Origin of the sequence: Sinomonas notoginsengisoli, from assembly GCF_021554725.1 — a bacterium.
GTDB lineage: Bacteria > Actinomycetota > Actinomycetes > Actinomycetales > Micrococcaceae > Sinomonas > Sinomonas notoginsengisoli.
Window position 1 is genome coordinate 86,116 of record NZ_JAIZDP010000004.1, and the last position, 11,904, is coordinate 98,019.

The 11,904-nt window shown below is 69.1% G+C and carries 9 protein-coding genes, 1 tRNA gene and 1 riboswitch; of the genes, 5 read left to right on the top strand and 5 right to left on the bottom strand.

Annotated features, from left to right (window positions below; all coding sequences use genetic code 11):
* Positions 1 to 108: 108 nt before the first annotated feature.
* The gene (locus LF262_RS09195) at positions 109 to 2,559 is read right to left on the bottom strand and encodes a PEP/pyruvate-binding domain-containing protein (protein WP_235780006.1); all 2,451 of its coding nucleotides are present in this window, start codon (positions 2,557 to 2,559) and stop codon (positions 109 to 111) included.
* 135 nt (positions 2,560 to 2,694) lie between these two features.
* On the bottom strand, positions 2,695 to 4,518 hold the full coding sequence (locus tag LF262_RS09200) for a phosphoenolpyruvate carboxykinase (GTP) (protein ID WP_235780007.1): 1,824 nt from the start codon (positions 4,516 to 4,518) through the stop codon (positions 2,695 to 2,697).
* A gap of 319 nt (positions 4,519 to 4,837) precedes the next feature.
* Between LF262_RS09200 and LF262_RS09205 the strand changes: the two genes are divergently transcribed.
* From LF262_RS09205 to LF262_RS09215, 3 genes are all read left to right on the top strand, one after another.
* A tRNA-Arg gene (locus LF262_RS09205) sits at positions 4,838 to 4,911 on the top strand.
* Between the two features lie 119 nt (positions 4,912 to 5,030).
* Positions 5,031 to 6,443: a dihydrolipoyl dehydrogenase family protein gene (locus LF262_RS09210; RefSeq protein WP_235780008.1), complete on the top strand. Its 1,413-nt coding sequence runs from the start codon at positions 5,031 to 5,033 to the stop codon at positions 6,441 to 6,443.
* An 81-nt stretch (positions 6,444 to 6,524) separates the two neighbouring features.
* Positions 6,525 to 6,710 (top strand): hypothetical protein, encoded by a 186-nt coding sequence (locus LF262_RS09215; protein ID WP_235780009.1) that lies wholly within the window; start codon positions 6,525 to 6,527, stop codon positions 6,708 to 6,710.
* A 343-nt stretch (positions 6,711 to 7,053) separates the two neighbouring features.
* Here the strand turns inward: LF262_RS09215 and LF262_RS09220 are convergent, their stop codons facing one another.
* Both LF262_RS09220 and LF262_RS09225 read right to left on the bottom strand, forming a co-directional pair.
* The gene (locus tag LF262_RS09220; protein WP_235780010.1) at positions 7,054 to 7,590 is read right to left on the bottom strand and encodes a SixA phosphatase family protein; all 537 of its coding nucleotides are present in this window, start codon (positions 7,588 to 7,590) and stop codon (positions 7,054 to 7,056) included.
* Between the two features lie 73 nt (positions 7,591 to 7,663).
* Positions 7,664 to 8,485: a winged helix-turn-helix domain-containing protein gene (locus tag LF262_RS09225; RefSeq protein WP_235780011.1), complete on the bottom strand. Its 822-nt coding sequence runs from the start codon at positions 8,483 to 8,485 to the stop codon at positions 7,664 to 7,666.
* Positions 8,486 to 9,163: 678 nt separating this feature from the next.
* A riboswitch (cyclic di-AMP (ydaO/yuaA leader) is annotated at positions 9,164 to 9,292 on the top strand.
* A gap of 90 nt (positions 9,293 to 9,382) precedes the next feature.
* Between LF262_RS09225 and LF262_RS09230 the strand changes: the two genes are divergently transcribed.
* The gene (locus tag LF262_RS09230) at positions 9,383 to 10,033 is read left to right on the top strand and encodes an aggregation-promoting factor C-terminal-like domain-containing protein (RefSeq protein WP_235780012.1); all 651 of its coding nucleotides are present in this window, start codon (positions 9,383 to 9,385) and stop codon (positions 10,031 to 10,033) included.
* Between the two features lie 62 nt (positions 10,034 to 10,095).
* On the opposite strand, the gene LF262_RS09235 is transcribed toward LF262_RS09230, so the two are convergent.
* On the bottom strand, positions 10,096 to 10,620 hold the full coding sequence (locus LF262_RS09235; protein WP_235780013.1) for a hypothetical protein: 525 nt from the start codon (positions 10,618 to 10,620) through the stop codon (positions 10,096 to 10,098).
* Positions 10,621 to 11,137: 517 nt separating this feature from the next.
* Here LF262_RS09235 and LF262_RS09240 point away from each other — a divergent pair.
* Positions 11,138 to 11,878 (top strand): response regulator transcription factor, encoded by a 741-nt coding sequence (locus LF262_RS09240; RefSeq protein ID WP_235780014.1) that lies wholly within the window; start codon positions 11,138 to 11,140, stop codon positions 11,876 to 11,878.
* Positions 11,879 to 11,904 lie beyond the last annotated feature (26 nt).

Sequence of the window (11,904 nt, forward strand, 5' to 3'; positions counted from 1 at the left end):
GATGAGGGGTCAGGTCTCAATGAACTGCTCCCTCACCGCCATGTTCTGACCCGTCAGCGGCGGGCATCTGACTCCTCGACGGCAGGGACATGACCCCTCAACGACCGATCAGGCCGGATCGACCCTTCCGCGGGTCCCGTCGACGCGGACGCGCTGGCCCTCTCGCAGCACGGCCGTTCCATCCCCCGTCCCCATGACGGCCGGTACCCCGTACTCCCTCGCGACGATCGCCGCGTGCGAACCAAGGCCGCCCGTGTCCACGACCACGGCTGCAGCGCGCGCGAAGAGCGGCGTCCACGACGGGTTGGTATTAGGGCACACGAGCACCTCCCCCGCACGCAGCGTCGCGAAGCCCTCCGGCCCGCGCACCACTCGGACCGGTCCCTCGGCAACACCGGCACTCGCGGCCGTGCCGACGAGCAGCGCCCCCGCCGCGTCTGCAAGCCGCTCACCCTGGCCGAAGAGCCCGGGGTCGAGCATCGGGACGCCCGCATACTCCCGCCTCAGCCGTGCCCGACGGTCGGCGAGGTCGCGCACCGGGGTGGCGGCGCCGTCGTCCATCACCACGGGATCGGCCAGGGCGCGGAGCTCCTCGAGCCGCAGATGGAAGACGTCCTCAGCCTCCGCGAGGGCCCCCACCTCCTTAAGTCGCCCGCCCAATTCGACGAACGTGGCACGCAGCGGGGGCATCACGCGAGTGATGTGGAAATGGGTGTCCTCGCGGAAAGCAAGCCCGCGCCGGCAGGCCTCGACGAGGCGCCGCGCGAGCGCGGACGCCCGCGGGTCCCGAAGCATCGGATGCGCGAGCAGTTCGTCGAGTGCGGACGCGCCGGGATCTGCCCGCTGCGGTACGGGGGACCCAGCGGCAAGGGATTGGAGGATCGCGGCCACCGGGGTCGGATCATCCCGCCACGTGGGCGGCGTCGCCATGACCACGCTCACGGACTCGCGGTGCCCGTACTCCGCGAGGTAGGCCTCAAGCCTTGCCGCGAACGCGCCGAACTCGGGCTGCGTGCGGACCGCGGCGAGGAACTCCGCGGCATCGTGCTCGCGTGCCGCCCGGGCCAGTTCCGGATCTGCCCGCACGACGGCGGCGAGCGCCTCGAGCGCGTCGTTCCCCTCCCGTGTCCGGGTGCGACCGCCGGCGACCAGCGGAGACGCGAGACGGCCGAGCCCGAGGACCGCGAGCAGGAGCCGCAGCGGAGCGAAGGGCAGGAAGGAGGACGGAAGGTACCGCACGCGGACCTGCGCGAGGGGCACCATGGCCTCATTGCAGCGATCCACCCGCCGCACCAGGTCCCCCCAGGGGAGCGCCGCAAGCGCCTGGGCCTCGAGCGCGGCGACTCGGGTCTCAAACTCGGTGAAGAGCGGGTCCTTGGTCCAGCGGCGGACGTCGTAGGCGCGCACCCGCCGGGCCACAGACAGGGGCGCGCCGATAACGCGCGGGCCTGGACGCGGGCGTGGCGGGATGAGCTGGAGGGGCACGCCGTCGCGCTCCCGGAGGAGTTCAGGCAGCGGCGGGAAGCGGACCCCCACACTGTCGGCCATCATGTGGAGCATCCGCAGCACTCCGGGCCCAAGCCACCCGGTGACGTCCAGCGGATACGGCCTCACTGTGAACATTTCGAGGAAGAACGGGCCCACCACGCGCTGGACCGCATTAAGCCGGGGCGGCTCGAACGGCAGCGCCGTCATGGGCCGGGCTTGGATGAGGCTGATCCTCCCGTCCGCGAGGGCCCACTCGATGTCCTGCGGCCGTTCTTCCCCGGCAAGCCGGGAGAAATGCTCCTCAGCCGTGACCGCGAAGGCGGCGAGTTGGGCGGCGGCCCGGTCTTCGAGGACGCGCTGCGCACCCTCATGCTGGAGGACCACCGAGCGGACCCCTCCGTCCCGGCCCAACACGAGGTGCTCTGGGGTGACCTGCCCGGACACGACCGCCTCACCGAGGCCCGGTGCCGCGTCCACGACCAATTCCTCACGGCGCCCGGTGATGGGATTGGCCGTGAAGAGGACCCCTGCCGCCTCCGCGGGGACCATCCGCTGGACGACGACGGCGATCGCCACTGTTGCGGGATCGATCTCCTGCCGCTTGCGGTAGTCCACGGCCCGGTCGGTCCACAGCGAGGCCCAGCACCGCCGCACGGCGTCGATCACGGCATCGTTGCCAGAAACGTCGAGGAACGTGTCCTGCTGGCCCGCGAAGGCTGCGCCCGGGAGGTCCTCGGCGGTCGCGCTCGATCGCACGGCCACTGCGGTGCCCGCAGGGCCGAGTTCTGCGAGCGCGGCGGACACGGCGTGCGCGACGGCAGGGTCGAGGGGCGCGGAGGCCAGGAGCTCGCGGGCGCGAGCGGGGTCCCTGACGGCGGCCGCAGGATTGAGTCCGGCGGACGCCGCGTGGGCGCGGTAGGCGGCGGTCGTCACCACAAAGCCCGGCGGCACCGGGAGGCCTGCACTGATGAGCTCCCCCAGGTTCGCGGCCTTGCCGCCTACCACCGCACCATCCGCCGCGCCCACGGAGGCGAGGGTCAGGACCGGTGGCGAGGTTGTGCCGTCGTGCATCACCCCAACCTACCCGCCGGCGGTGATGGAGTCAGCCGTTGGGATGGGCGGGAAAAAGCGGGAGGGCCGCCCCGTGCAGCGGGGCAGCCCTCCCTGAGAACCGGCGCCGTCTAAACCGCCGGAATCCGTGGCGCGTCAGGAAAGGCGCGCCTTGAGGCCCTGGAGCTCGGCCGTGATGCTCTTCGGCAGCGAGCCGCCGAAGCGGTCGAACCACTCGGTGACGCCCGGGAGCTCCTTGAGCCACTCCTCGCGATCGAAGTGGGTGGCCTCCTCGACCTCCGCTTCGGACATGTCCAGGCCCTTGAGGTCCAGGCTGGAGGACGTCGGGATGAAGCCGATCGGGGTCTCGATGGCGTCAGCCTTGCCCTCGATGCGCTCGATGGCCCACTTGAGGACACGGCTGTTGTCGCCGAAGCCCGGCCAGGCGAAGCCACCGTCCTTGGTGCGGCGGAACCAGTTCACGAGGAAGATCTTGGGCAGCCTCTCGGGGTTGGCCTTGCCCGAGACCTTGACCCAGTGGCCGAGGTAGTCGCCCGCGTCGTACCCGATGAACGGCAGCATCGCCATCGGATCGCGGCGCACGACGCCGACTGCACCGGCAGCCGCCGCCGTCGTCTCCGAGGAGAGCGTGGCGCCCATGAAGATGCCGTTCGCCCAGCTGCGGGACTGGGTGACCAGCGGGATGGTGGTCTTGCGGCGGCCGCCGAAGAGGATCGCGTTGATCTCAACGCCCTCCGGGGCAAAGTACTCGGGGGCAAGCATGTCGATCTGGTCGATCGGGGTGCAGAACCGCGAGTTCGGGTGGGCGGCCGGCCGGCCGGCGTCCGGGGTCCAGTCGTTGCCCTTCCAGTCGGTGAGGTGGGCCGGGACCTCATCGGTCATGCCCTCCCACCACACGCCGCCCTCGTCCGTGAGGGCCACGTTGGTGAAGATGCTGTTGCCCTTGGCGATGGCGCGCATCGCGTTCGGGTTGGTGCCCCAGCCGGTGCCGGGGGCCACGCCGAACAGGCCTGCCTCCGGGTTAACCGCGCGGAGCTCGCCCTCCTTGCCGAAGCGCATCCACGTGATGTCGTCGCCGAGGGTCTCGACCTTCCAGCCCTCGATGGTGGGGTCGAGGAGCGCAAGGTTGGTCTTGCCACATGCCGACGGGAACGCGCCGGAGATGTGGTAAGCCTTGCCCTCCGGGCTGGTCAGCTTGAGGATGAGCATGTGCTCGGCGAGCCAGCCCTCGTCCCGGGCCATGACCGAGGCGATGCGCAGCGCGTAGCACTTCTTGCCGAGCAAGGCGTTGCCGCCGTAGCCCGAACCGTAGGACCAGATGGAGCGCTCCTCCGGGAAGTGCACGATCCACTTCTCCGGGTTGCACGGCCACGCGACGTCCTCCTGGCCCTCCTCGAGGGGGGCGCCGACCGAGTGGAGCGCGGGCACGAAGAACGCGCGGGTCTGCTCGATCTTCTTCAGGACATCGGTGCCGATGCGGGCCATGACGCGCATCGAGGCGACAACGTAGGCTGAGTCAGTGATCTCGACCCCGAACTTCGGGTCCTCGGCGTCGAGGTGGCCCATGACGAACGGGATGACGTACATGGTGCGGCCGCGCATGGAACCGTCGAAGAGGCTTGTCAGCTTCTCCTTCATGGCGTCCGGGTCCATCCAGTTGTTCGTGAAGCCGGCGTCGCGCTCGTTATTCGAGCAGATGAAGGTCTGCTCCTCCACGCGGGCCACGTCCGCAGGATCGGAGAACGCGGCGAAGGAGTTCGGGAACAGCTCGGGGTTGAGGCGCGTGAGGGCGCCCGCGGCGACGAGCTCGTCGGTCAGCTGGCGGTACTCCGCCTCGGAACCATCAACCCAGTGGATGCGGTCGGGCTTGGTGAGCTCAGCGACTTCTTCGACCCAGAGGAGCAGCGGCTCGTACGTGGTGGGGGCTTCCGCGATCAGCGGCAGACGAGTTTCGCCCATGTCGGTCTCCTTTGTTGGGGTCGGCGTGTCCTTCCATGCTAGGGAAGGTGGTCTGTACCACCGGACGCCGAAAGGGCGGAAAATGAGAGCCATACCTTCAAAACACCGCTTTTACCGGGATGAGAACGTGGGCAGCGACCCTTTTAAGTGACTAACGTCACGTAGACCGGTCTACCTTGTATGACCTCGGAGTGTAAGTTGTGTGACCTTCCAGGAACGTTCCGACGGCCATATTGGGGGGATTTGGCGTTGGGTAGCTGTTCGCGTAAAGTAATTCGAGCCGAACGGGAGCGGGAAGTGCTTCGCGAACGGCAGGTAAGCGCCCATAGCTCAGCTGGATAGAGCGTCTGTCTACGGAACAGAAGGCCGGGGGTTCGAATCCCTCTGGGCGCACAGCAGAAAATTGGCAAATGGACTCGGCCCCACGGCTGGGTCCATCTGCTTTTCGGGGTGCTTTTCGGCCGCACCGAATCGGCGAGTGCGCCTGCGCATCTCTCCCGTAGCATGCTGGGGTGGACAGCGAGTATGACGTCATCGTGATCGGCGGCGGCGCGGCCGGCGAGAACGCAGCGAACCGTGCGGTCAAGGGCGGCCTCACGGCAGCCATCGTGGAGAAGTCGCTGCTCGGCGGCGCCTGCTCGTACTGGGCCTGCGAGCCCTCCAAAGCCCTCCTCCGCCCGGGCACCGCACTCCATGCCGCGCGGCGTGTCCCCGGCGCCCGGGAGGCCGTCACCGGGGAGCTCGATGTCCCCGCCGCCCTCGCCCACCGCGACGAGGCCTCAAGCCACTGGGACGACGCCAGCCAAGTCGAGTGGGCCGAAGGCGCCGGCATCGCGGTGATCCGCGGCACCGCCCGCCTCACGGGCGCGAAACGCCTCTGGGTGACCGACGACGGCGGCAACCACTTCACGCTCACGGCGCTCCACGCCGTCGTACTCGCCACCGGCTCGCAGCCGGTGATCCCCAAGGTCTCGGGCCTGCACAACGTCCCCCTGTGGACCACCGCCGACGCCACGAGCACGCAGGAGGTGCCCGAAAGCCTGGCGGTCATCGGCGCGGGCGTGGCGGGCGCCGAGCTCGCCCAGGCGTTCGCCCGGTTGGGATCGAAGGTGACGGTACTGGCGCGCGGGACATTCCTAAGCGCATTCCCCGAGGACGCGCGCACCCTCGTCGCGGAGGGCCTGCGCGCGGACGGGGTGGAAATCCTCGAGGGGGTCACCCCGGAGCGCGCCGAGGCCGGGGACGACGGCGCCGTGCGGCTCGCGCTTCCCGGGGACCGCACGCTCGAGGTAGCCCGCCTTCTCGTCGCCGCGGGGCGCCGCGCCGCACTGGACGGCCTCGGGCTCCCCGCCTTCGGAGTCGAGCCCCACGCACTGCGGGTGGACGACACGGGACAGGTGCAGGGCCTCGCGTGGCTCTACGCCGTGGGCGACTGCTCGGGCGGACCGAAGCTCACCCATCAGGGCAAGTACCAGGCGCGCATCACCGGGGACGCGATCGTGGCCCGCGCGCAAGGAGAGATCTCCACCGCGCCCCCGCCATGGAGCCGCTACGCCCGTACCGCCGATGTCCTCGCGGTCCCCCACGTGGTCTTCACGGATCCAGAGCTCGCCTCCGTGGGCCTGACCGAGGAGGACGCGTGGGAAGCCGGTATCCGAGTTCGGAGCGTGGAGCTCCCGATCTCCGTGGCGGGCGCGTGGCAGCACGCAGAGGACTACGAGGGCTGGGCGCAGTTTCTCGTCGACGAGGATGCGCGGACGGTCATCGGTGCCTGCTTTGCGGGGCCCGACGTCGCCGAACTCCTGCATGCAGCGACGATCGCGATCGTCGGCGAGGTTCCCCTCGACCGTCTGTGGCACGCGACCCCAGCGTTCCCGACCATTTCCGAGGTATGGCTGCGGTTCCTCGAGGCGTACGGACTGTAGCGGTTTTGCGCTTGGCCGCCGGATTGCACACGCCCTATAGATAACACCAGCAACAGGAAAAACTCCTGTCACACTGTACACATGCCTCTGCGCTTCCGACCTCTGCGCACCAGTGCCAGGGCCACGCTCTGGACGGCGGGCACCACGGTGGCCCTCAGCCTCATCGCCGGCGCGACGCTCGATGGCGTTGCCGTGTCACTCGCGCTCGTCTCGCTGGGCGCATTCGTGGCCTGTGCGCTCTATGCGGTGCTGGGCATGTCCCGCTAAGCGGTCGCGGCCTGTGCGGCAGCCAGCTCGGCACTCGCCATCGGCTCGGCCCTCGCGTTCCTGCGACTCCTCGGCCTCGCGTGGGATCAGGACCCGGACGCCATCACGAACGTCTCGGGCCGCGACGCGGACCCCCTCTTCTTCACCGCAGTCGCCTCCGCGGGTGTGACGCTCGCGCTACTTCTCGCGGGTGCCGCGTGGCCAGAGGTGCCGCCCGCCTCCAAGAGGCGCCATCCAGCCGCTGGCGCCGCAGCGCGCCGCCCCGTCCACCCGGCGTCGTCCGCTCCACGGAAGGTGGCACCGACCGTCCCCCGCGCCACGATCCGGCGTGCTGCGGGCCGCGTCAGTGCTTCTTCGGTGCGCGGGGCGCGGCGAACCTGACCAGCCGGGCATCCTGGCCGTCAAGCTCGGCCCACGGCGTCTCGGTCTCGAAGACGGCGAGACCCGTGGTCGGGAAGTGGCTCGCGGCGTCCATGTACGCATCCTGATCCGAATCCCGGGAGGCTAGGCGCAGCGCGAGGTCCTGGACCCCGGGCATGTGCGCAACGATCATGAGCGAGCGGACCGTCTCCGGGACATGGTTCACCACAGCCAGCATCCGGGCCGCGCTTGCGGCGTAGAGGCCTGACTCGAGCTTGGGCGTTGGAGCCTTCTCGCCGAGCACGTCGCAGACCCATGTAGTGGTCTGGCGCGTGCGCAGAGCGGTCGAGGTGAGGATGAAGTCAGGGATGACGCCGTTCCTCACGAGCCATTTGCCGGCCTCCGGGGCGTCTGCGTGCCCCCGCTCGGCGAGCGGCCTGTCAGCATCAGCCACCCCTTGGGGCCACGCCGCCTTGGAATGGCGCAGGATGATGAGCCGCTTGAGGTGATGCCTTGCCACAGCACTAGCCTACGGGGCACCCACAACGCGATCTTGGCGGCCCGGGTGACCGGCCGGCCTGGACGCCGCGGAGCTAGATCGAGTACTCGGGCGCAGCCCAGACGATGACCTCGGGGTGCTCGTAGAAGCGGTAGCCCTGGCCGCGAACGGTGCGGACGGTGTTGGCGAGGCGGCCCAGCTTGGAGCGGAGCCGGCGGATGTGCACATCGATCGTGCGCTCGTTCGGCACCTCCTCGGCATTCTTCCAGAGGCTCTCGAGCAGCTCATCGCGGCTCACAGTGCGGGCCCCGTTCTCGACGAGGTAGTTGAGGAGCTCGAACTCCTTGAAGGTCAGGTTCAGGGTCTCGCCATCAAGGTGGACCTCCCGACGGGCGAGGTCGATGAGGACCCCGGCCGGGCGGGTCTCAGAGGAGGCAGCGGGCCGCGGCTCGGGGCGCGGTTGCTGACGGGAGGCGATGGTCGGATCGCCGAAGGTCGAACGGACCACATCGAGCGAGGTGCCGGGGGCATCCCCGGGTGCCACGGCCACGGCCGCATAGCTCTCGATGCCGTCGACGAGCGTCTGCGCGTAGGCGCGGATCTCCTGGGCGATCCGGGCGATCGACGTCCCAGCAGTTGCAGCCTGCTGCTCGGAGAGGCCGACGTAGACGACGAAGCCGTGGGCAACGTTGTCCGCGGCCACGGCGCGAACGGACTCGGCCCCGGGCTGGACCACTGGGGTCGGCGCCGTCATCGGCGCCCCATCCCCCACCGGCCGCAGCTGCGCTGCGGACCCTTGCTGATAGGCCTCCGCCGGGGCGCCGAAGCGGGAGCCGAACTGCTGGCGGCGTGCGGGCTTCTGGGCCTTCTGGGCGTTTCGGACTGAGATGTGGACGTAGCCGGATGCAATAGACATGGATTGAACCTCAAAGAACTAGCCGTAATGGCTTCGAATGCGGAGCGTTAGCGCCCGCGGAGCGGATGTGCCCGACGCTGGGCGGCGACAAGACTGGGGCTGATTGCTGGGGTGGTGCAGTTAGCTCGACATTCGACAGCAGCACATGGATCGACTGGCGGGTGTGCCAGTGGGCTGTTCTGCGGCTGCAGGTGCTGCTGAGTCATTGTTCACACTGAGAGTGTGGCCCGTAACAATGGCTACAGGCAAGTAACAATGTTGCCTTTGTCTCACCATGCGAGACGATCACCGCTTGATGTGACGAGCATCACTATTCGGTTAACCGCCGATATGAACGCATATTTTCACAGTTTCGACGAGAACTTTCCCTTGGGTCGAAGATTATTCGGTCTGTGTTCGCTTGGCGTTCATGCGAGGGAGCGGTGAGTCACTTCTCACTATCCGGACGTCGTTGGACAGGCCGGTCTGGGACGCTCTTCCCGGTGGACACACACCCCTCAAAAGAGCTAAACGGCCGCAGCCCGCGGGGCCCCTTGGCCGTTACCCAAATGTGACAATGGCGCGGTCGTCCCGTAGGGTAGATGGGTGCCGCCGGATGGCGAGCATCCTCCGAGCATGTCCGCCGAGCTCTGCCGACGCCTTGGACGGACACGTGAAGGCAGAGACGGAGGACCCACTCAGCCGGCTGCGCCCCCTCGTGACGAGCGTGCGGTGCGGCCTCGGGGGTGAAGCCCGGGCCATTGGCCGGGCCGGATGGCTCTCATCCGAACCCGACAGCTAACTTCGCAGGCGCAAACGAGAGGCCCTACAGCTTTGAGCAAGACCCCGAACAGCGCTGCCGCACGCCCTCATGGCCGACGCCGCGCTGAAGCCCCCACCCGTTCCGCCCTTGCCCGGGTGGCTGCGAAGTCCGGGCTCAAGCCCGGCTCCGAGCGCTTCGGGCACCGCAGCGCCGTCGTGGCCCTCTCCCTCGGGCTCCTCGCCGTTGCCGGCGGAGGGGCAGCCGCGACCGCCAACGCCACAGACTTGGCGAACGTCGCGGCCGTCACGAAGACCGCTGCCTCCTCGGCTCCCAACGCCGAACAGACCGAGTCGAGCGTCCTCGCCAAGGCCGCGGCTGATGCCCGATCTGCCGCGGCAGACAAGGCAGCGGCAGACAAGGCAGCTGCCGAGAAGGCTTCTGTGGAGAAGGCAGCCGCTGACAAGGCCGCAGCCGACAAGGCCGCAGCCACACCCGTCAACGACCCATCCGGCGCCCAGGCCTACGCCGCCAGTCGCCTCGCCGCATTCGGCTGGGGTCAGGACCAGATGAGAGCGCTGGTCACGCTGTGGAACAAGGAGTCCGACTGGACTACCACAGCCACCAATCCCTCGAGCGGCGCCTACGGCATCGCGCAGTCGCTGCCCGGAGACAAGATGGCCAACGCCGGCGGTGACTGGCAGACCAACTACAAGACCCAGATCGAGTGGGGGCTGGGCTACATCAAGGAGCGCTACGGCTCGCCCGCGGGAGCGCTCGGCTGGCACCTCGCGCACAACTGGTACTGACCGTCGCTGGTACTGAGCGTCGCTGGTACTGAGCGTCGGCCGCTCTTGGGGCGCCGGGGGCGTCAGTTGGTGCCGGCGATCAGCACCATCTGGGCGGCCAGCCCGTCCTTGAGGGCGGTGACGCTCACCGTCTGGCCTTGCGCCAGGGATGTCGAGGAGCTCGTCCCCGAGCTGCCCGTGTTCCCCTGGCCACGCAAGCCGCGAGCACCGATCTGCGTCTCGGACGACATCGCGTAGGTCTGCGTAAACCCGTCAGCGCTCTTCACGGTCACCGACTGACCCGACACTGCCGTGACGGAGCCGGTCTGCGCGACCATGGCCACGTTGGCGTTGTCCCGGACCACCACGAACTCGCCGTGCAGCACCTCGCCGAGCATGCCCATGCCGAGGCCACCAGCGCCGAAACTCTGGCCGCGCGCGCCTCCTTGGGCGCCGAAGCCCTGCCCGTTCTGCGTCCCGTTCTGGCCAGCCTGCCCCCCGAACCCTTGGCCCGGTCCCCCTTGGGCGCCGAGCGCATTCCCGTTCGTGCCGGCGTTGGCCGAGGTTGCGGCCCACACGGCCGCCCCCGCGCCCCCTGCAATGGACAACAGCCGCGGCTCCGGCGGCGAGACCCTTCTGCGCACTGGTGAGGCGGTGCCACCGCACGCTTCCGGGTCGCGGTGACCCCGGGGCGGGGGCGCCCCACCCGCCGGGCCCCTGAAGGTGCAGCTGCTCGGGCGCGCCCCAGCCTGGGGCGGGCTGCCCTTGGTCCTGCTGGGATGAGCCCCACCCCGGGGAAGGCTGCTGCGGCTGCCGCCGCGCGCCGTCGTACGGCCCCGCCTGCTGCGGCGCACCCCAGCCCGCTGAGTGGTCCGCGTGCGCGGCCGCCTCCCGCGCCGACGGCTTGGTCGGCTCGGGAACCAGGGGCTCTTCGGGGCGCGGGGGCTGCTGCTGGTCCATCTGTCCTCCTGGTGTGAGAGCTTCTGTTCCCAGCGTTGGCACGGAGGCTGTGTCACGGCTGTGCCACCCTGCTGTGGCGACTGTGACCGGCGCTAGGCTTGCCTCCACAGGCGCATCACAGCTGCCGCTCAGGCTCAGGCTATTTCTCACAGGGAGTCTCGAACCATGGCAAGCCCCTTCTCGACGAACAACCTTCCGGCCCTGACCCACCCGGACGGCACACCGATCCGTGCCCTCGTGGTCGACGACGAGCCCAGCCTGTCCGAACTCATGAGCATGGGCCTGCGGATGACCGGCTGGAGCGTCCAGATCGCCTCGGACGGCCCGTCCGCGGTCAAGGCCGCGCGGGAGTTCCGGCCGGACGTGCTCGTGCTCGATGTCATGATGCCCGGGTACGACGGCGTCGAGGCGCTGACGCGCATCCGCCAGTTCATGCCCGAGGTCCCGGCCCTGTTCCTCACCGCCAAGGACGCCGTTGAGGACCGCATCACGGGTCTCGCCGCGGGCGGCGACGACTACGTGACGAAGCCGTTCAGCATGGAGGAGGTCATGCTGCGCCTCCACCGGCTAGTACAGCGCTCCGGCGTGGCCGCGCAGGACGACGCCGAGCTGGTGGTCGGTGATCTCGTCCTGAACACCGACACTCGCGAGGTCACCCGCAGGGGCGAAGACATCCAGCTGACGGCCACCCAGTTCGAGCTCCTGCGCTACCTCATGGAGAACCCCAAGCGCGTGGTCAGCAAGGCCCAGATCCTGGACCGCGTGTGGCAGTACGACTTCGGCGGGCAGGCGAACATCGTGGAGCTGTACATCTCCTACCTGCGCAAGAAGATCGATGTGGACCGCGCGCCAATGATCCACACGGTCCGCGGCGCGGGCTATGTCATCAAGCCTGCTGAGACGTGAGCGCCGGCACGGAAGGAAGGTTGACC

Excerpts from the sequence above, each read along its gene's own strand:
- LF262_RS09215 (WP_235780009.1), top strand. The coding sequence starts at position 6,525 with ATGCCTCTGCGCTTCCGACCTCTGCGCACCAGTGCCAGGGCCACGCTC.
- LF262_RS09240 (WP_235780014.1), top strand. The coding sequence starts at position 11,138 with ATGGCAAGCCCCTTCTCGACGAACAACCTTCCGGCCCTGACCCACCCG.
- LF262_RS09225 (WP_235780011.1), bottom strand. The coding sequence starts at position 8,485 with ATGTCTATTGCATCCGGCTACGTCCACATCTCAGTCCGAAACGCCCAG.
- LF262_RS09195 (WP_235780006.1), bottom strand. The coding sequence starts at position 2,559 with ATGCACGACGGCACAACCTCGCCACCGGTCCTGACCCTCGCCTCCGTG.
- LF262_RS09200 (WP_235780007.1), bottom strand. The coding sequence starts at position 4,518 with ATGGGCGAAACTCGTCTGCCGCTGATCGCGGAAGCCCCCACCACGTAC.